The sequence below is a fragment of the Prosthecobacter sp. genome, from assembly GCF_049294395.1.
Classification (GTDB): Bacteria; Verrucomicrobiota; Verrucomicrobiia; order Verrucomicrobiales; family Verrucomicrobiaceae; genus Prosthecobacter.
This window is the reverse complement of sequence record NZ_JBAQCR010000107.1, coordinates 1-18807: the sequence shown is the minus strand read 5'-3', so window position 1 is coordinate 18807 and position 18807 is coordinate 1. Positions and strand designations below refer to the sequence as shown.

Below are 18807 nucleotides of genomic sequence, written 5' to 3'. Positions count from 1 at the left end.
AGCCAGCGCCGCCAATCTTCCGCCTGAGATCAGGGAATGCGTGGGTCTGCAGAGAGCCCGTAGCTTTTCTCCCACCACGCCACGCGCTCGGCATCGCTGGGCTGGGCTTTCTTAACGCGGGATTTCCAGATGCGTTCGTATTCGAGGCGCTTGACCCGCTGGATGGCGCTCAGCGGCGGATCTGTGGGCGGATCTCCCTGCGCACCATGGTCCGGGCTGGTGTTGATCCACTTGTCCATGGCGCTGCGCATGGCCGCCATCCGGTCCGCCACCTTGGCATCTTTGGCGATGTTGTGCAGCCCCTGCGGATCCGCTTTGAGATCGTAAAACTCCAGTGCCTCGCGGCGTGGCGTCAGCCACTGCGCTTGAAATTCATTGAGCTTGCCGGTCTCGTTCAGGACTCGCAAGAGCGGCATGCCGGGATAGCTGTACTCCTTGTAACCAGACCAGTTCAGCCGGGAGCGGGAAGGCTGAAAATTGCGCACAAAGAGCGCGTCTGTCTCGATCACCGCCCGGATGCGGTCCATCGCATCACCACAGCGGTCGCGCGCGGCGAACAGCCTGCTGCGTTCGGGGAATTCACGACCTAGAATACCCCGGCCTTCCATCCATGGCGGGACGGGCAGACCCGCGAGCTGGAGCATGGACGGCGCGAGGTCGATGAGGCTGACCAGCCTCTCCTCCACGCCCCCGGCAGCCACGCCCGGGCCGCGCATGATCAGCGGCACCTGCAGCCCTTCCACACTCAGCCATTGCTTGCCCCAGGGCATTGGCCGGCCGTGATCAGCGAAGAACATGACGATCGTGTTGTCCAGCACGCCTTCCGTCTTGAGCTGATCAAGGATGACGCCGACACGCTGGTCCACCATTTCCACGCTGCGCTGATACGCATACCAGTCACGGCGCACCAGCGGATGATCGGGGTAGTTGGGCGGGATCTGGATGGCCTTCAGCTTCGCCTCGTCATACTCCTCCGGAATCGGAAACGGCCGGTGCGGCTCGGTGATCTGAAACTGCGCGAAAAACGGCTGGCCGGGGCTGCGCTTCCGCCAGTCATTGCCATCATACATTTTCGCCGGATCGTGGGCAAAATTGTAGTGCGTCTTGGCCTTGGTGACGGGACGTCCGTTGCGCACCGTATCAGGAGCCGCCGCATTCGTGACACACCACCCCGCTTCGCGCAGCAGGTCCGGCAGCGGTTTGTAGCGCGGAGGCAGCGGCTGTGGGTTTTCCACATCGTGCGGATGCAGCCCGGTCGTCGTTTGATAGCACCCGAGGATGAAGGCCGAACGCGAGGCGCTGCACACCGGCGCCGTGGCGTAGGCCCGTGTGTAGCGCCGCCCCTCGGCGGCCAGCCGGTCAAGATTCGGCGTGCTCACCTCCTTCAATCCATAGGCTCCGATGTCCGGCGACATATCATCCGCGATGATCCACACAAAATTCGGCCCCGCTGCGGCTGCCGCAGTGTGGACCATCAGAAGGACAAGACTGGTCAGTACAAACTTCATGTTCTTAAAGGAACGTGAAGGTGCGGGATTTGTGTCAGCGAGTTGAACTCAAGGCGCAGAGATCCATTTCTGCGCCTTCAGCCAGAACACCAGATCCGCAAACCACGGATGCTGCGTGCCGATGAGACCGGTGCCGTGGTCACCATGCTGGTAGAGATGGAGCTCATGGGGCACGCCGTTTTGATGCAGCGCAGCGGCATACAGCTGCGCATGCTCCACGGGCACCAGTTTGTCCTCGCTGGTGTGCCAGAGAAAGCAGGGCGGCAGGCCGGGGCGCACCTGCAGCTCGCTGGAGGTCTGGCGCACGAGTTCGTCACTGGGCTTGTCACCGATGAGCATCTTGCGCGAAGTCGCATGCGGCTTGGTGATCATGCTGATCACGGGATAGCAGAGGATGGCGAGATCCGGCCGTGGACTCATGCCGGGGGTGCGGCCTTCGATCTCGCCGTCTTCAGGGTGGTTGATCAAGGTGGAGACGAGATGTCCTCCAGCGGAGAAACCCATCACGCCGATGCGCGCGGGGTCGATCTTCCAGCGTGCGGCATTGCCGCGGATCTGCCGCATGGATTCCACCGCATCCTGCAGCTGCGCGGGGTAGCGATAACCCGCACTGCCAAGCCGGTAGCGCAGTACGAAGGCCGTGATGCCCTGCTCATTGAGCCAGCGCGCAAATGGCTCCGCCTGCCCCTCATAGATGCCTGAGTAGCTACCGCCCGGAATCAGCAGCATCGCCGCACCGCTGGCTTTCTCAGGCACATAAGGCGTGAGCGTCGAGATGTCCTTCGGCGCCGTGCCCAGAGCCCCCGGAGCTCCCGCCTGCCAAAGCACAATGGGCTTCTCAGCCGCTAGGAGTGATACGCTGCTGATGAAAAACGTGAGGAGAAAAAACTTCATGAAATGGATGAATGCATGAACGATCTCGGCAGGCATCATTTTACCTCTGTTATTCATGCGCATTTTTTGGCTCCTTGCTGTCCTCCAACTTTTCGCGCCGCCCATCAAAGCGCAGGAAGAGGCGACGATGCTGCATTTCAAGCCGCGCGATCATGCGCTGGGCGATGTACACCCCTTCTTCCATCAGGGGGAGTGCTTCCTCTACTACCTGAAGCCCGGGAAGTATGAGTCCGTGCTTGCGCGGTCAAAAGACTGGCTGCGCTGGACTGAAACGCCGCTCACACACGATGAGGTCAAACCTGCGGACTGGATGAGTCCCTATTTCGTGCTCGGCGTCTTTCATGACCCGGTGGCCAGGGTCTTCCGCAGTTTCTACGGGCATGCACAGGGACGCATGGTCAGTTCTGTGAGCGACGATCTTCTACACTGGGCCTGCGCGCCGAAGGAGTTTCATGTGCCTGCCTCTGGCTACTACCAGCGGCGCCGGGATCCCTTCATCTTTTGGATTCCCGAGATGAAGCAGTACGCTTGTGTGATGACCACCTGGATGAAAGGACGCCCCAAGGAAACCTGCGGAGCGGTAAGCCTCGCCACCTCGCCCGATTTGGTGCACTGGAAAGATCACGGTCCCATTCTGGATCCTGGCACCATCGGCGAGCCCGAGTGCCCGCAGATGTTTCAGCTGGCGGGGCGCTGGTATTTGCTCGCAAGCATCTATACCCGTGCGGTGGGCCAGCCTGTGTATTGGAGCAGTACCTCTCCGCTTGGGCCGTGGAAAAATGAGCCCGACGGCGTGCTGGACGGCAAAGACCTCTGTGCCGCACAAATCGCCTTCAATGGTGAGACGCCCGTTTTGTTTGGCTGGATACCGCTCACACCCGCAAAACCGGGCAAACAGCCCTGGGGCGGGCATCTTGCGCTGCCTCGTGAGGTCCATGCCTTGCCAGATGGCAGGCTCGGCACGCGCTTGCCTGCGAAACTGTTGAAGCACTTCGAGAAACTGCCCTGGCAGCGTGAAGCCGGTGCATGGAGCCATTTCGTCGCTGAATTCACGCTCACGCTGCCTGAAGGCACGGGTGAGGTGCGAATGAGCCTCGATCCTCTTGGCGAGGTCCTTTTGAAGCGCGACCAACTCCGCATCCTCGATGCCGCTGGCGAATGCTGGAGCGAACTGCCCGTCGATCTGCCAAAGGGGCGGCTGCTGAAGGTCTGGTTGGTGGTCGAAGACGACAGGGTCGAGGTCTTTGTCCATGACCGGTATTCGCTGGCAGCACGACTACCCGCCACGAAAGGGCCCGTGAGACTTTCGATTCCAAGTGCGATCGTTAAATCCGGCCGTTTCAGCGAGTGGAGATTGCCGCGTTAAACCGCATTGCTGCTGGCATTCCGGGCCATTGTGATGGAAGACACAGGATGTCAGAAACCGACCCCCATCCCTTTGCCGCCCTCGGAATTCCACCGGAGATGATCCGTGGTCTGGAGGAACTGGGCATCGTCACCCCCACGGCGGTGCAGTCCACGGTGATCCCTTTTCTGCTCAAGGACGGCAGTGATCTCATCGCGCAGGCGCAGACCGGCACCGGCAAAACGGCCGCCTTTGGCCTGCCGCTGCTGACCAAGATGAACCCCAAGCACCGGGACATTCAGGGGCTGGTGCTCGCGCCCACCCGCGAGCTGGCCAAGCAGATCGGCAAGCAGCTCTTTCGCTTCACCAAGTACACGGAGAAAATCTTCATCGAAGTCGTCAGCGGCGGCGATAACATCGACCGCCAGACCGACGCGCTGAAACGCCCCACGCACATCGTCGTCGCTACACCAGGCCGCCTGTTGGATCTCATCGAGCGCGATGCGCTGACGCTGGAATTCGTCCGCTATGTGGTGCTGGATGAGGCCGATGAGATGCTGAGCATGGGCTTCAAAAAACAGCTCTCTGAAATCCTCAAGCTCGCCGCCATGCGCCGCAGCACCTGGCTCTTTTCCGCCACCTTCCCCCCGGGGATCCAGGACCTCATCAAAGGCTGCATGTCTGCGAATGCCCACTCGATCCAGATTGATCAGGCGAACGTGGTCAATCGTGACATCGACCACCGCTTTGCCATCTGCAAAGCGGACGGAAAAACCGCCTACATCTTCGACTTCCTTCAGCGCCAGAAAGACCGCCGCGGCATCATCTTCTGCCGCACCAAGGCCGGTGCCATGGAGCTCTATCAGGAGCTCGCCGACCTCGGCCTGCCCGTGGATGTGCTGCAGGGCGATCTCATGCAAAAGGAGCGCGACAAAGTCATGCGCGCCTTCAAAAAGCAGCGCGTCCAGTTCGTCGTCGCCACCGATGTGGCCGCACGCGGCATCGACGTGGCAGACCTCTCCTTCGTCATCCACCACCAGCTCCCCGACCAGCTCGAATACTACACCCACCGCAGCGGCCGCACCGCCCGCGCCGGGAAGAAAGGCATGTCACTCGCGCTGATCAACGCCAAGGAAAAATGGCAGATCACCCAGCTCGAAGACAAGCTCAAGGTGAGGTTCAGCGAATTTCGGCGGTAACGGCAATAACTTCAGCGCACTCTATAGAGTTGATAGCGAGCCATCTCAATCACCTCATCGAATGTGACAATCCGAGTGTTTCTGCTCTTCTGCAATTCTTGCCGCGATTCCGCGCTAAATTGATGTTTGTGCCCCATTATAAGAATTGTCTTGGGGTTTTTAACTTTGATTTTCTTCTCAGCTTCAAGCCACCTTCTATTCACTTCTTGTTCACACCATGATTGGTAAGCCGTGACTTGAGCAATTGCAGAGTCGACCTCGAAAGAGGGATGTTCACGATTCGCAGAGCCGACAATCGGCTTACTATTTAGTCTTGGCAGCTTGAAGTCGATTATGTCAAAGAAACCATCCATGCCTTCGATCATGAAGTCGGGCTGCAAGTTAGGCCTCTCAGTTTGAAACTGCCATTTTAACTCGACTTGTGGCTCGATTCTATGGCACCCAAATACTAAGCCAAGTATCTCGGTATGCTGTTCGATGTAATTTGTGATTTCAAGCTCGCTAACATCTTGATTCACCAACTCGATAAACTTGTTCAGAATGCCATGAAGCTCAATATCATAAAAAGGCACCTTTAAATTAAGAATGAAACGCGCCATCTTGCCTCCAGCATCTGTCACACGAAATGGAAGATGACCCGGCTTGAGTGGAATGAGTTCCATGTAATTTACATGGCGTACTCGAAGGCTCCCACTTCGTTCTGTCCAAAAGAAAGTCATATTGGAGACAAGCAATAACTCTGTTACAGCATTGAAGTCAAAATGACCAAACACATGCGCCTCCACGGGCATCTCATGAAAATCGTAAAAGTAGTCGCATATACGGCTTATTGACTCCCCCTCGAAAACCGCCGTGTTGAATATATGGCCAAAAGGAGGAATTGAAATTGATGACTCCTGAAAGCTTTCGTCCAAACCTAAAAAGTCAAAAGGGCTCTTTTTCGGAGCAAACATTACCTCAACCTTGATGGTATCTTGCTCTTCGATTTCCGGGCCAACGTATTCTATGGCCACAAAGCCCTTCAATATCCCAATGCGAAGCACTCGAGGGAATGGGAACGCGGGGTTCAGGTGCCTCCTGTGTGAAGGATCGGCTTTCAACGCCTGGTAGATCGGCCCGAAAACGTACTCATTGAGGTGGTGAACAGTGTCCTCGACGTAGTCTTTAATATTTTCGGGGATCATATGTTTGAAATGATTCCCGGATGCTGAGATCAAGATGATCGTTCGTCAACGCCTCACTCCGCCATCTCCCCATTGCACACCCCCTGCGTGCCCGGATGAAATAGGTTGTTCGAAAAATGCAGCCCTCTCGGCGCATTCGGACCACCCGGAATAATCACCGCATACTTGTAGCGCGGCTTGCCGCTGCTGTGAACCACATTGCCGCTGATGATGACATCCGTAAGAGGCGGATCATCAGGCTGTTGCCCGTTGTCGAATTTGATAGGAGAGCGTTCATCGCCCCAGATCCAATGCGCGTCGCCGTGGCCGAAGTCGGAGATGATGTTGTTGCTGATGATGGAGCCGCCGTCGGCGTTCTCCGGCTTGCCATCTGTGGCTGGATGCGCGCCGGCACCGGGCATGAGGCCGATGGCCCAAAGCGAGTTGCGCACAAATTGATTGCCGGTGATGAGAACATTGCGCGAGCCGTGCATGGCCTTCATGCCGATGAAGGCATTCGTGATGATGTTCTGTGAGACAATAACGTGATCCGCATGGATGTCCAAACCCTGCGCGGCGTTCTCGATGTGGTTGCCGATCACACGCGTCAGATCATTCACCTCCGGGGCATTGACCACGATGCCTGAGCCCTGCTGCCAGGCGTCGGTGTAGTTGGAGTCCCAGGCCTGCTGGCTCATGATCCCCCCTTTGACCGCGTTCTTCTTCACGTAGTCGCCCAGCTTGTACTTGGCCTTCACTTCCGGTGTGGGAACGAAGTTGTCCTCAATGACGCGGTTGCCCTCGATCAGCGTCCCCGTGCTGTAGTCCACGTTGATGCCGGTGCCGTCGGTGCAGTTGAAGGCGTAGCCCCAGTCCTTGCTCTGCGTGCGGTCATCAATGCTCACGCGCATGTAGTTGCGTACCACGCAGCGGCTGATGCGCGTGTCTTTGCTCTCACGCACGGTGATGGCAGCGGCGGGGCTGCGGTTGTCGATGACACGCACATTCTCGATCACCAGATCGCGGCACTTGATGGCCAGCACGCCTTCGTTGCGGGATTCCATCTTGCCCTCCGGCCGCTTGAGCGTCAGATCACGAATCTCCGCCCCATTCGCATTCTCAATCTCAATGATCGGCTGATCCGCACTCTGCTGAATGATGCGCCCCGGCCCAAACAACCCGCTGCGCTCGCCACGGATGCGAATCTTCTCAGTGATCACGTAATCCCCCGCCGGCACAAAGAGCATGCGGTTCGGATTCGCATTCAGCGCCTCCTGAATGGAGGGATAAGCCGCGACGGAGAGGTCGGCGGCTTTGACCGTGAAGGTCGAGAGAGCGAGATAGAGCAGCAGGGCGCGGATCATGAGTGCGGAGTGAACGCGAGTGAGGCGATGTCTTTTCAGCCGATGTCTGCCGGGAAGTGATGCAGGCACTCTTGCTTGCAACGAACGACCCGGGGGCTCCGAATCGCGGGCAAAAACCGCAGCGAAGCGAAGATAGCTAGCCGAAGGTCTCGTGAAGCGAGGCAGTGCCCGCATCACTTCACTGCTTCGGCCCAATATCGAGTCCGGCCAGCCACGGCGCCGTGATCTGCGGCGGCATGCCACCGAAAGGTTGATAGGCAGGAAGCTGGATGATGCTCATGCAGTGCGCTTGCGATGCGATGAAGAAGAGCGACTCGGCGCAGTCTTCCGTCTGAATCATGGCGCTGCGGTGCTCAGCGGCGGGCTTCACAGGGCGCTTTTCCACGAGGGGAGTAAGAGCTTCACCCGGGGCATATTCAGAGAGCACAATGCCATGCGCGCTGAGCTGCATGCGGGCGGTGAAGAGCAGGCCATGCACGGCCCACTTGCTGGCCGTGTAAGGCACGCCGGCAAAAGAGTCAAAGCCATGCCCGGCTGTGGAGGAGACAACGACGATCCTGCCGCCGCCGCTTTCGGCCATCGGCTTGGAAACAGCCTGGATCATGTTCACCACGCCCATCACATTCACGTCCAGCACGCTGCGCCAGCTGGCTTCGCTGGCCAGTTTGCTGGAGTCGGCATGCGCCATGAAACGGTCAGGCGTGTTGATCCCGGCGGTGTGGATCAAGGCGGCAATCGGCCCGTGCTGCAGCACCTGCGCAAGCGCGGCGGCCACGCTGGCCGAGTCCGCCACATCACACACGATGGAGGTGATGCGCGGGGAAAGCGCCGCCGTCGCCTGCAGGGAATCCAGCGTGCGTCCAAAAATAAATGTCTTCGCGCCAGCATCCGCAAACCGCTTCGCTGCGCTCTGTCCCATGCCGCCGCCACCACCGGTGACGATGACGATCTTGTCGTTCCATTGTTTGTCCATCCGCCGACCCTAGCGGCACTTCGCGAGGCGTCGAATGAAGCGTTCATTTTGGGTGAAAATTTTTCAGCCGTTTGTGCCACGCGCCGTGAAAGGTTCTGATTGGAAACAGCGCTGCCACCGCCAAGATGACCCCATGTTCCCAACCACTCGAACCTTCCTGCTCGCTCTGACATGCCTGACCGCCGTGGCGATGGCCGACGAACCGAAATGGATCCCGCTCTTCAATGGCAAGGACCTCACGGGCTGGACGATCAAGATCGCCAAGCACCCGCTCGGCGAAAACTTCGCAAAAACGTTTCAGGTGGAGGATGGCATCCTGAAGGTGAGCTACGACGGCTACGACAAGTTTGACCAGCAGTACGGCCACCTCTTCACCAACGTGGCCTACTCCCACTACATCCTGCGCATGGAGTACCGCTTCACCGGCAAGATGATGGCGGACGCCCCAAAGTATGTGAACCTCAACAGCGGCGTGATGCTGCATGCCCAGCCGCCGCAGAGCATGCGCTTTGATCAGGGCTTCCCCTCCAGCCTCGAAATGCAGTTTCTGGCGGATGAAGGGAAAGGCCCGCGCTCCACGGCCAATCTCTGCACACCCGGCACCCATGTGGAGATGGGCGGAGAGCTGATCACCAAGCACATCGTCAAATCCAGTGCGCCGACTTTTCCCGCCGAGGAATGGGTGCGTGCCGAAGTGGAAGTGCGCGGCAATGATGAGATCATCCACCGCATCAACGGCGTCGAAGTACTACGCTACCAGCGCCCGCAGCTTGATGCCGCGTGTAAGATCGCCCCAGCAAGCGACATCGTGGAAGCCGGTGGCGATGTGATGCTCGGCTACGGCCACATCGCCCTTCAGGCCGAAGGCCAACCGGTATGGTTTCGGAAGATCGAGCTGATGTCGCTGGAGAAGAAAAAGTAACTACGCCGCATCGATCGCCAGCGTCACCCGCCGCGCGGACCTCGTCGCAGCATCCTGCCCCCAGGGCAGATTGTCATACGCCGCTCCCGCAAAGTGTACTCGCCCCACAGGCTGAATGAGGTGCGGCCACACCTGCGCGAGCTTGCCCAACGCAAAGGCATGCCGCTCGCAGCCAAGCGCCAGCGGTTCCTCCTTCCACCACTCATGCACGATGACCTGCTCAATCGTGTCCTTGTTCTTGCCGGGGTAAAACTTGCGAAAAGCCGCCAGCGCATCCGCAGGAGCCAGCGCGGGCGGACCGCTGCCCATGAGCACGCAGCTGTCTCCTGCTACCTCGCCCGCGCATTCATAGACAAGGCCCATCGTGCTGTTCCCAGTTTCGAAATTGATGCTCGGCACGTTGTCGCCCTCCCAAAAACGTGTCTTCGCCTGCAGCACGATGCGCGACTGCATGCCCATCGGCGTGTGCTCCAGCGCAAACTTCTTCGTCTCCGGCCACCCCGGCGAGACCTTGATGCCCGCGATCACCATCGGCGACACGCACATCACCGCGTAATCCGCCTTCAGCGTCTGCTCCCTCTTGTCCGGCCCTTCGGCGAAGGTGACCGTCACACCGTTCGCATCATGCTCCAACACGGTGACGAGGCAGTTCTTGCGCACGCGATCACCGAGACGTTGGGCAAAGGTGTCCGGCAGGAGCTGGTTGCCGCCTTTCAGGCGAAACACCTCGCGCTTGAACACCGGCAGCCCGCGCATCTTCACGATGGACTCCTGCCAGATGCGGTAGAGCGCGGAGACATCGCTCGCGGTGGCAGGCTTCTCCTTGCTGGTAAGACGCGAACCACCGCAGTACCCGCGCCCGGTTTCAGAAGCGCCCTGCTCCGCCAGCCAGTCACCCAGCACCATATGGTCCAGCTTATCCAGCCCGATGCCGAAGGGCTGATACTCGTCTTTAAATTTGTCCGCCATGGGGCCGAAATACAGACGCGACATGTTCTTCCAGCCATGCTCCTGCATGTAGGCCACCTCGCGTTCGTTGAAGCCGAACTCGCGTTGCGTCTTCGCATCCGCCAGCTCCTCCTCCGTGCGCCATTTCCCGCGCACATTCGCATACATCTTCCGCCGCCGTTCATAGGCCAGCACTGGCAGGTCAAACTTCTGCACCCACTCGCGGTAGGTGTCGTAGCCCGGATTGGTGAACTGCTCCGCGCCCACATCCGCATACAGCCCATCCGGCAGCGGATCATAGATCGTTTTCACATGCCCGCCCGTGCGGCGCGATGCCTCCAGCACCGTCACCTCATGCCCGCGCTCCATCAGATCAAACGCACAGCTCAAACCGCCGATGCCACCGCCGATGACAATGACCTTTTTCTTCTTCGCAGACTCAGCCTGCACCGCCACACCCGCGAGCAAAGCCCCCGTGGTGGTTTGCAGCATTCGCCGGCGTGTCAGGGCAGTGGGATTCGCGCGCATGAAGCAGGTACGCCAAAAATGCGCGCATCTTTGAATCACTGGCCCCGCGCCTTCTGCACCTCTGCGATGGATTTCAGGATGTTCTCCCGCCAGACACCTTGCAGCTTCGCGGGCTCGGCGCGGTTCAGGGCGCTCATGGCTTCATCAAACTTGCCGCGCCGGGTCAGAATGCGCGCGATGCCCTGGAGCGCGGCGTATTCATCCGCACCACCGATGCGTGTGCGATCTGCCACAATAGACTGATAAGCTGAGAGGGCCTGATCATCCTTCTGCAAATTGCGCTCACGGTTCTGCGCCAAGGCGAGAAGGAGGGCGTCACGTGCGCGGGGTTCGCTGGTCCATGGCAGGGCCGCGCTCAGATCCGCCTCCGCCTTGTCGCCTGCCTTGATGATCGAATAAGCGTAGCCGCGCGCATGATACCCCGCGCCACGCTTCCAGAAAGGCCACTTTTTGAAGTCCTCGTTCGCGAACTGCGCGATGACCTCCGGCGCTTTGGCCGAAGCGAGCAAGTACTGCATCTGCGCGGTCTTTTTCACCACATCGACAGAAATACGCTCGATGATCGGCCCGGCCTCCGCGCGGCTGAGCAGCGCAGCCTGCTCCAGCGCGGCGGCTTTTTGCAGGTCGCTGAATTTGCCATCGGCCAGAGCGAGAAAGTCTGCGACTTTGCGTTTCTGCGTGGCGTCGCGGAAGCCGATGACGAAATCGGTGACGCTGGGGTCAGCAGGGAACACCTGAGATTTGCCATCGTAGAAGTGCGCAAACTTCATCGGCTCATGAAAGCCCTCGGTGCCGGTGGGTGAGAGGGCGCTGAGCTCCTGGCCGTCTTCCCGAATGCGCTGACGGCAGAGATTGATGTGCCACGGCAGGCTTGGCGTCGGCTTGCGGCCGATGACCTGATGCAGCGGATCGTTTTCGTCCTGCGTGACAGGGATGCGAATCTCCACGGTCCAGTGATCATCCGCAATGTGCGTGGCCACTTCCGCCTTTGAGTCCCAGCCGAACCACTGGCCACGCGACGCGCCACGGTCAAGATCCACGATGTGGCCCGCAGGACTGACGGCGAGCTGATAATACGAGTGCGTTTCCGTAGCGAGTTCGATCTCGATGGCATCGCCATGCCACAGCGCCTGATCCTCATTGCGCGTGGAGGTGGTGTTGGGTTTGTCGCCGGGAAGCTCATCGCAGCGGATGGCAAAATAGACGCTGCCTCCCTGCCATCCGGCTTTGTAGGAAGTGCCAAAGGTCGGCACGCGGCCTGTTTCTAGTTCGCGGAATTTGCCCGTAGCGGCGGCGGGGCAGTTCTGCCAGTAGGCGTCGTCGAGTTTGCCATCGATGACGATGTCGTGCGCGTCACCGACGAGCCGTACGGTGGGCACCGGACCGCGCTGCTGGCCCAGCTGCAGGGCCTTCATGCGCATGCCTTTGAGGAAGTCATCGATGAGAGCGATGCGCCGCCCATAAACACTCGCGGCATCGGCTTTGGCCTGTGCTTTGGCAAACAGCGCGAGCGCCTCATCCGCCTGCACCTTGTCGTTCTCCATCGCGCTCCAATGCGTCTCGCAGTAGGTGAAGAAAGCCTGCATCTCCTGCGCGGTGGGGCCGTAAAAGAGATGGCAGTACTCGCGGAACATCGCGTCCACATCCGCGCTCTTGCCGCCCCAGTACATGCGCGCGGTGAAATAGACCATGAAGTGATTGAAGCCGATGCCAACCTCCTTGAAATCCTGCCGTGCGGAGAGCCAGATGTCCTCGCCTTGAGAGATGCCTTTCGTGGCGTTCACAGAGTCGCCGATGGCATGCGGCGCGAAGAAGGGCAGGTACCAGCCGCGATCAGTGAAGGGATAGTTTTCAAAGTTCAGGATGAGGTTGTTCGTCTTCTTCGCCCAGGCCGCGCGCAGGGCTTCCGGCGCAGCCTCGCCCTCTGCCTTGCTGCCAGCTTTGTTCATCGGCCGCCGCCCACCGACGATGCAGACAATCACGTTGGGTTCGAGCTTGTCGATCTTCAACGGCGGCAGCGTGTACACGCCATACGCACAGTTCAGCAACTTCGCGCGAGGATGAGTTTTGGCGATCTCCTTTGCCACGCGATTCACGAAGTCCCACACGTAGTCGCTCAGCAGGCCGCGCTCATTGCGCTCCGGCGAGTCTTTGCCTTTGCACTTCTCGCACTGGCAGATGGAGGTGTAGCCATCCGGCGGCATGATGGAGACCGTCTTCAGCGGATAGGTATCCAGCAGCGCGCGGGTGTAGCGCACGGTCTCGCGGAAGAGTTCCTCATTGGAATAGCAGAGCTGGTTCTTGCTGTCGCCGGGGCGGTAGTCGCGCTTGCCGCCGTAGAGCGCGAACCACTCCGGGTGCGCGGCAAAAGTGGCGTCATTGCCCGTCATGCCGTCCATGCCATGAGCGATCTGATAATGGTCATCATTGCGCGTGCCGAGGTGCATCATCCACATCGCCGTGTCATAGCCCGCCGTGCTGAAGCGGAAGTTGAACTGCCGCAGCGGGAAGTCCGGCTGCACGGTCTCATCGAGCTTTGGCAGCGCGATGGTTTTCATGGTGGGCATCACTTCGCCAAGCTCCCCCGGCAGATACCAGCGCGCACCGAGCGATGCAAAGAACGCCGTCACCGCATTGAAGCTGCCGCGTTCATCCAGGCCCCAGATTTCCAGCCACTCGTTCTTGGCCGTGGTGGCTCCGTCGGGCTTGCCCGTGTCTCCCGGCAGACGCAGGCGGTTTTTATACAAGCCGGGATTGGGCATGCCATACGGTGCGCCGACGATCTTCTCAAACTCAGCCCGGGCACGTGGGATGTCGCTGTTGCTCTTCGCCCAGGGCTCCGTGGGCACAAAGTCGCTGTCATCTCCCACCAGCGCCAGCCAGTCGCCGCCAGACTGGATGCGATACGCGCCGTCCTTCAAGCCCTCCGCCTTCACGGGATTCAATGGGCTCGCGCCAATGAAAACCTTCACCGCCTTCCCGCTCGGCTGCGTCACGATGGGCAGCCGCGCTCCGCTGATCTTTTCGATGTTCGTGCGAAACTCCTGCGCAGCGACCCGCTGCATGCGCGTGGGATTTTCCGCAAGGATGATCTCCGCGCGCGGCTGACCGTCTTCTACGAGAACGGCATCCGCTGCATGCAGCGACGAGAGTGTGAGAAACGCGGCGGCAAGGGCTTTCATGGCTTCACAAGGGCGTCCGTGGTTTTCAGATTGAAGCGCACGCTCACGACGGAGTTCTTCTCCTTGCCGGGCGTGATCTTGATATAAGTCGTGGCCACGATGGTGCCGTCTGGCAGCAACTCCACGCCGGGATAGCCGCAGTCGCCGGCACGTTCGGCGTAGCTGTGAAGCAGCTTGATGCGGTACTGGCCGGGCCTGCTGTTCTTGATGTCGTCATAAGTTCCCACCCACGCGACGAAGTGGCCTTTGGTCGGGCTGTTGAGCGCCTGATCACGGAAAGCCACGACCATGCGGCCGTCCTTGGTGAAGACGCCGGCATGGCGGTCTCCGGTGAGTCCCCACGGCGTGTTCACCGGCGTGGTCCAGGTTTTGCCTTCATCACGGCTGAACATCATGAGGCTGCGCTCCTTGTGCGTGTTTTCGCGCATCAGGCAGCAGAGCTCGGAACCATCCGGCGAACGAAACACAAAGGGTTCGCAGGGATTCTTTCCCTCGACGGCTGCGACGACATGCGGCTCGCTCCAGGTGAAACCGCCGTCTTTGCTGAGGGTTTGCAGCACTTCCAGCGGGGCCTTGTCTGCGCCGCCGGGCCCCCGGTGATAGAGGCCGAGGTACGCGCCGTCCTTGAGACGCACGATGCTGCTGAAGGTCATCACGCAGGGAAAGCCGAGTGGTGGCATCTCCTTCCACGTGCTGCCGCCGTCCTCGCTCATGATGCTCGGCATGCCAGGGCCTTTGCGCGTGCCCTTCGCAGCGGAAAACACCCACACTCGCTCCTTGCCCGCCGGATCGGTCATGCGGTAGATGCTGGGGCAGTTCAGATGCGTCTTGTAGCCCGGCGGCATGAGTTCGTCGATCCGCGTCCACGTCACGCCGCCATCATCGCTCCGCGACATCGGCCCCGCCGCGCCGCCGTGATTGATGCACCACACGCAGAGGATCGTCTTGCCGTCCGCGAGCAATGTCGTCGTCGGGTGCCCCTGATAAACCTCCGCCGTCCCCTGGGCGATGACGGTCTGGCGGTCCTTGTGTCCCGAAATGTCCGCGAGAGGCAGGTCAGGCCGGTCCTCGGCGGCGGAGTTCAGTACGGTGGCGAAAAGCAGGGCGGCGATTAGAGTGCGCATGGAGACACCTCAACGTTCCCCGCGCCCTCAAACTCGCGGCGGATTTACCTCTCGTTTTTCAGCTCGGAGGCCAGCGTGCGGGCCTGAGCCTCCCAAGTTTCCGGCGTGGCGCTGCCAAAGGCGGTGACCATGCGCCAGGTGCCGGTGAATCCGGCGGGCACGGTCTTCCCCTCAAAGCACTTCAGGTAAAACTTCCGGTAGGTGGGCGGCACATTCCAAATGGTGGACACATGCCCGCCCAGTTCCGGCGCCTGCAGCAGGCGGCTCACGGCAAACTGCCCGCTCTGCGGCTCATACACCGCCATCCAGTCCACGGGCTGGTTGATGTAAAACTTCCGCGCCACCTCCTTGTCATCGCGCAGCGGACCGGAGATGGTATTTTCTGGCATGGCATCATTTCCAGCCAGAAAGGCGCTGACCGTGGGCCGCCAGGCGTGCATGAAGTGGTACACCAGCTTCAGCGGCACGGCCTCGGCGGTGTGCACGGTGGTGGTTTCATGCAGACGGTGGTCCTTGATCTCGGTCACGTTGATCAGCTCAAAGGCGCGGATGCGTGACTTTCGCTCCAAACGAAACGCACCGCCTTTCATCTCTGCCATGGGTGCTTCGACTCGTTTGTCATCAAGGAAGAAGTCGAGTGACTGCAGCTTCTCGGGTTCGTTTTCCAGATGCGCGGTGCCGATGAAGCCGACATCGGGAAACGAGAACACGGTGCCGTAGGCGCTGCTCTCGGTGGTCATGGCCTTGCCACGGAAATCAATGCGGCCCGGAGTCCATTGCGTGGCCTGGCGCAGCAGCAGCGTCACATCCCCGCAGGTCACGGTGATGCGTGGCAGTTCGGGACCGAGATTGGGCTTGAAGGGTTCTTTGGCAGAAGCCAAAGCCGTGAGCGCGAGACCAAGTGCCAGCGATGGAAGAAGAGAGCGTGAAGAAACAAACATGCGCGATGACTACGCCGCAGCCGCGCGACCTTTCGTTTCAAACCTGCACCTGCGTCATTATTTTCGGAAGGACTTCAGGAAATTGAAGATCAGCCAGATCTGCGCAAAGCCCACGGCGATAAGCAGGATACCGAGCTCAATGGCATTGTCCTCCTTGGGCACCGCCAGCCGCAGAATGAACGCCAGCATAATCGCTCCGAGGACGGAGAGCACTGCTCCAAACGACCAGCTTCCAGAGGACTGCTCTGGAGTGGGGATGTGCGTGGGGTATCCGTCCTTGCTGAGATCGTCTGGGTCATCACTCATGGCGGTGCGCTGTGGCGGGTGGGCTGGACTCATAGAACGACCGTGTGGCATGGTGCCTCGTCGTGATTGCTCAAGAGCTCCCCGCATAAACGTTCGTACCCGCCTGAAACTTCCGAAGCACCGGACAATGGCGAAGATGCGATGGGCTCCCCTGCCTCTGTGCATTGAAATGCGCGGAGGTCGTGCTGTCTTTACTTCGCCGGTTCCGCCTTCTCCGATTTAACTTTTACGGGACCCAACTTCGCAGGCTTCCACTCGCGCTCCAGCCGCACGGCCTCGATGACTTGCTCGCGCGTCATGGACGCCTCCAGCGTGGCCTGATGGACAAAGGCGATGTCATGCCCTTGCTGAGATGCGAGGCGGCACCACTTCAGGGCTTCCACCGGGTTTTTCTCCATGCCTTCTCCCTTTTCATACATCAGGCTCAGGGCAAACTGCCCGTCGGCATCACCGCGCTCCGCCGCAGCGCGAAACAGCCTGGTGGCCTGAGCCTCATCTTTGGGCACGCCTTTGCCGCTGATGAGGCAGCCCGCAAGCCCGACTTGGGCAATGGGAAAATTTTGCTCCGCCGCTTTGCGAAACCATACGACAGCATCTGCGGTGTTCTGCGCCACGCCTATGCCCTCCAAGTAAGCCACAGCCAGCTTTGTCTGCGCAAGTGCATCTCCCTGCTCCGCCGCTTTTTGATACCAGGCCACGGCCTCGGCAGGATCCTTCGGCACGCCAGCGCCGTGCATGTAGCACTCGCCCATCTCGAGCTGCGCCAGTGCATACTTCTGCGCCGCCGACTTCTTGATGAGGCTGAGCCCCTGTTTCAGATCCTGAGCCACACCCGCGCCCAGGGAATAGGCCACGCCCAGCCGCAGCTGAGCTTCAGGGTCTTCCTTTTCCGCCGCCTTGCGGAACCATTTCACCGCTTCGACGAGATCCGGCGGCACTCGCAGGCCCTGGGCGTAGGTGATGCCGAGAAGCTTCTGCGCATTGAGATCGCCCTGCTCAGCGGCTTTGCGAAACCACTTCACGGCCTCCGCTGCGTCCTGCACCACTCCCTCGCCGTCAAAATAGGCCATGCCCAGTTCCAGCTGCGCATCCGCATCGCCACGCTGCGCCGCCTGGCGAAACCACCTCACGCCTTCGGCCATGTCCTTGGGCACGCTGGAGCCCAGGCTGTAGCAAACGCCGAGCTGTTTCATGGCCGCCACGTGATTCTGCGCCGCCGCCAGACGCAGCCATTTCACCGCCTCCGCTGCGTCCTGCGGCCCCCCCGTGCCCAGCAGGTAGCACATGCCCAGCTGCCGCTGGGAATCCACATGGCCTTGGGCGATCGCCTTGCGAAACCACTCCACCGCCGCCGCTTCATTCTTGGGAACGCCGTTCCCTTTGGCGCAGCGCAGCCCCATGGCGTGCTGCGCCTCTGCATTCCCCTGCTCTGCCTCCGTGCGCGTCTCCTTCAGGCTTTTGGCCACGAGCGGTGCCGCCGCGCAAAACAAGCCTGCAAGCAGCACCACCCTAGTAATTTTTGTGGACTTGATGAACATAGATGCTTTTCCGGGAGCCGAATCGTTACGTGGGTCTTTTTTAGAGAGATTCCGCGCATGAGTCATGCCTTTTCTTCGGTGAAGTGCGCCCCTGTAACACTGACAGCCATGGCTTCATCCCTCCCTCTCTTTGGCATTCCACCGGTGCGGGCGGGAGGTTGGGAAGATCAAGAATCGTCATGGTCATTTTGGGGAACAGAAGGAAATTTTCTGTGTCGGATCCGGCAATCCTGCAGGTTGCTTGCGTTTTCGGAGGTGTCTTTTGGACGGCCACGGGTGGGAATGGGGCCAACTGCTGTGATCGCACTGCGTGGAAGCGGAATGGGGCCTGCGGAACAGACGGGAATCAGGCCCTCAGTCCGTGCGGATTACCCCACCCTGGTGTGAGCCATGGGGGAAGTTTCTTTCTTGAGCTGCCATTTCGATTTAGTGGCTCGCAACTTTGACGCATGCCCGATGGGTACAACACGCGGCACCTCCAGATCTAAAAAACTTCTGTTTAGAAAAATGGTTTCTAGAGCCAATTGCTACGCCGTAGCTTCATGCGACGAGTGTGCAACCTCTTCACTTGCCCATGCCTATGGCCGGTCGCATGCAGTTCTGCTATGTTTTCGGGCTTCTGGTGAGTCTGGGTCCGCTCCTGGTGGGGGCACAGCCCACGCCCGTTCCGCATGTCATCGTGCGGAAGGAGCAGGTGCAGGAAGTGGAAAGGAACCTGGAGCGGGTTGGAAGGGGAAGATCGCTCGGTTAGACCGGTTCTTAGAAAGCCTGTCATAAACTCATCTTTGGACGGCATTGGGACTGAAGAACGGAGGGCTGGTCGATCATGGAGCGCAGGGCTTCCATGAGCCGGTCCTGCAGTTGGCTGGCGT

Annotated in this window: 14 protein-coding genes; 3 read left to right on the top strand and 11 right to left on the bottom strand. The window is 59.9% G+C overall.

Going from position 1 to position 18807, the window contains the following annotated elements; all coding sequences use genetic code 11:
* Positions 1 to 29: 29 nt before the first annotated feature.
* Positions 30 to 1508 carry a sulfatase gene (locus WAW39_RS06620; RefSeq protein ID WP_422317027.1) on the bottom strand — a complete coding sequence of 493 codons (1479 nt, stop codon included), beginning with the start codon at positions 1506 to 1508 and terminating at the stop codon, positions 30 to 32.
* A 48-nt stretch (positions 1509 to 1556) separates the two neighbouring features.
* Entirely contained in the window at positions 1557 to 2402 is an 846-nt protein-coding gene (locus WAW39_RS06615; protein WP_422317025.1) for an alpha/beta hydrolase, read from the bottom strand.
* Between the two features lie 55 nt (positions 2403 to 2457).
* On the opposite strand from WAW39_RS06615, the gene WAW39_RS06610 reads away from it, so the two are divergent.
* Both WAW39_RS06610 and WAW39_RS06605 read left to right on the top strand, forming a co-directional pair.
* On the top strand, positions 2458 to 3768 hold the full coding sequence (locus WAW39_RS06610; protein WP_422317023.1) for a hypothetical protein: 1311 nt from the start codon (positions 2458 to 2460) through the stop codon (positions 3766 to 3768).
* A 47-nt stretch (positions 3769 to 3815) separates the two neighbouring features.
* Positions 3816 to 4946, top strand: coding sequence for a DEAD/DEAH box helicase (locus WAW39_RS06605; RefSeq protein WP_422317021.1), 1131 nt, complete (start codon positions 3816 to 3818; stop codon positions 4944 to 4946).
* Between the two features lie 11 nt (positions 4947 to 4957).
* Here the strand turns inward: WAW39_RS06605 and WAW39_RS06600 are convergent, their stop codons facing one another.
* The 3 genes from WAW39_RS06600 to WAW39_RS06590 form a co-directional block, all read right to left on the bottom strand.
* Positions 4958 to 6130, bottom strand: coding sequence for a Shedu anti-phage system protein SduA domain-containing protein (locus WAW39_RS06600; RefSeq protein ID WP_422317020.1), 1173 nt, complete (start codon positions 6128 to 6130; stop codon positions 4958 to 4960).
* Between the two features lie 53 nt (positions 6131 to 6183).
* Positions 6184 to 7473 (bottom strand): right-handed parallel beta-helix repeat-containing protein, encoded by a 1290-nt coding sequence (locus WAW39_RS06595; RefSeq protein WP_422317017.1) that lies wholly within the window; start codon positions 7471 to 7473, stop codon positions 6184 to 6186.
* 178 nt (positions 7474 to 7651) lie between these two features.
* A complete protein-coding gene (locus WAW39_RS06590; RefSeq protein WP_422317015.1) occupies positions 7652 to 8446 on the bottom strand; it encodes an SDR family oxidoreductase in 795 nt (264 codons plus the stop codon).
* A gap of 133 nt (positions 8447 to 8579) precedes the next feature.
* Here WAW39_RS06590 and WAW39_RS06585 point away from each other — a divergent pair, with 133 nt between their 5' ends.
* The gene (locus tag WAW39_RS06585) at positions 8580 to 9368 is read left to right on the top strand and encodes a 3-keto-disaccharide hydrolase (protein WP_422317013.1); all 789 of its coding nucleotides are present in this window, start codon (positions 8580 to 8582) and stop codon (positions 9366 to 9368) included.
* Here the strand turns inward: WAW39_RS06585 and WAW39_RS06580 are convergent, their stop codons facing one another.
* The 6 genes from WAW39_RS06580 to WAW39_RS06555 all read right to left on the bottom strand — a co-directional run bounded on the left by WAW39_RS06580 (position 9369) and on the right by WAW39_RS06555 (position 17935).
* The gene (locus tag WAW39_RS06580) at positions 9369 to 10844 is read right to left on the bottom strand and encodes a flavin monoamine oxidase family protein (RefSeq protein WP_422317012.1); all 1476 of its coding nucleotides are present in this window, start codon (positions 10842 to 10844) and stop codon (positions 9369 to 9371) included.
* A gap of 35 nt (positions 10845 to 10879) precedes the next feature.
* Positions 10880 to 14026 carry a DUF4838 domain-containing protein gene (locus WAW39_RS06575; RefSeq protein WP_422317010.1) on the bottom strand — a complete coding sequence of 1049 codons (3147 nt, stop codon included), beginning with the start codon at positions 14024 to 14026 and terminating at the stop codon, positions 10880 to 10882.
* A complete protein-coding gene (locus WAW39_RS06570; protein WP_422317008.1) occupies positions 14023 to 15150 on the bottom strand; it encodes a sialidase family protein in 1128 nt (375 codons plus the stop codon). The genes WAW39_RS06575 and WAW39_RS06570 overlap by 4 nt, the downstream gene beginning before the upstream one ends.
* A 44-nt stretch (positions 15151 to 15194) precedes the next feature.
* Positions 15195 to 16091 carry a hypothetical protein gene (locus WAW39_RS06565; RefSeq protein WP_422317006.1) on the bottom strand — a complete coding sequence of 299 codons (897 nt, stop codon included), beginning with the start codon at positions 16089 to 16091 and terminating at the stop codon, positions 15195 to 15197.
* Positions 16092 to 16148: 57 nt separating this feature from the next.
* Complete coding sequence (locus WAW39_RS06560; protein ID WP_422317004.1) at positions 16149 to 16430, bottom strand: hypothetical protein; 282 nt, start codon at positions 16428 to 16430, stop codon at positions 16149 to 16151.
* 158 nt (positions 16431 to 16588) lie between these two features.
* Positions 16589 to 17935 (bottom strand): SEL1-like repeat protein, encoded by a 1347-nt coding sequence (locus WAW39_RS06555; RefSeq protein WP_422317002.1) that lies wholly within the window; start codon positions 17933 to 17935, stop codon positions 16589 to 16591.
* Positions 17936 to 18807: the final 872 nt, after the last annotated feature.

Bases quoted from the DNA above. Each gene is read 5' to 3' on its own strand.
- WAW39_RS06620 (WP_422317027.1), bottom strand. From the start codon at position 1,508: ATGAAGTTTGTACTGACCAGTCTTGTCCTTCTGATGGTCCACACTGCG.
- WAW39_RS06615 (WP_422317025.1), bottom strand. From the start codon at position 2,402: ATGAAGTTTTTTCTCCTCACGTTTTTCATCAGCAGCGTATCACTCCTA.
- WAW39_RS06610 (WP_422317023.1), top strand. From the start codon at position 2,458: ATGCGCATTTTTTGGCTCCTTGCTGTCCTCCAACTTTTCGCGCCGCCC.
- WAW39_RS06605 (WP_422317021.1), top strand. From the start codon at position 3,816: ATGTCAGAAACCGACCCCCATCCCTTTGCCGCCCTCGGAATTCCACCG.
- WAW39_RS06600 (WP_422317020.1), bottom strand. From the start codon at position 6,130: ATGATCCCCGAAAATATTAAAGACTACGTCGAGGACACTGTTCACCAC.
- WAW39_RS06595 (WP_422317017.1), bottom strand. From the start codon at position 7,473: ATGATCCGCGCCCTGCTGCTCTATCTCGCTCTCTCGACCTTCACGGTC.
- WAW39_RS06590 (WP_422317015.1), bottom strand. From the start codon at position 8,446: ATGGACAAACAATGGAACGACAAGATCGTCATCGTCACCGGTGGTGGC.
- WAW39_RS06585 (WP_422317013.1), top strand. From the start codon at position 8,580: ATGTTCCCAACCACTCGAACCTTCCTGCTCGCTCTGACATGCCTGACC.
- WAW39_RS06580 (WP_422317012.1), bottom strand. From the start codon at position 10,844: ATGCGCGCGAATCCCACTGCCCTGACACGCCGGCGAATGCTGCAAACC.
- WAW39_RS06575 (WP_422317010.1), bottom strand. From the start codon at position 14,026: ATGAAAGCCCTTGCCGCCGCGTTTCTCACACTCTCGTCGCTGCATGCA.
- WAW39_RS06570 (WP_422317008.1), bottom strand. From the start codon at position 15,150: ATGCGCACTCTAATCGCCGCCCTGCTTTTCGCCACCGTACTGAACTCC.
- WAW39_RS06565 (WP_422317006.1), bottom strand. From the start codon at position 16,091: ATGTTTGTTTCTTCACGCTCTCTTCTTCCATCGCTGGCACTTGGTCTC.
- WAW39_RS06560 (WP_422317004.1), bottom strand. From the start codon at position 16,430: ATGAGTCCAGCCCACCCGCCACAGCGCACCGCCATGAGTGATGACCCA.
- WAW39_RS06555 (WP_422317002.1), bottom strand. From the start codon at position 17,935: ATGTTCATCAAGTCCACAAAAATTACTAGGGTGGTGCTGCTTGCAGGC.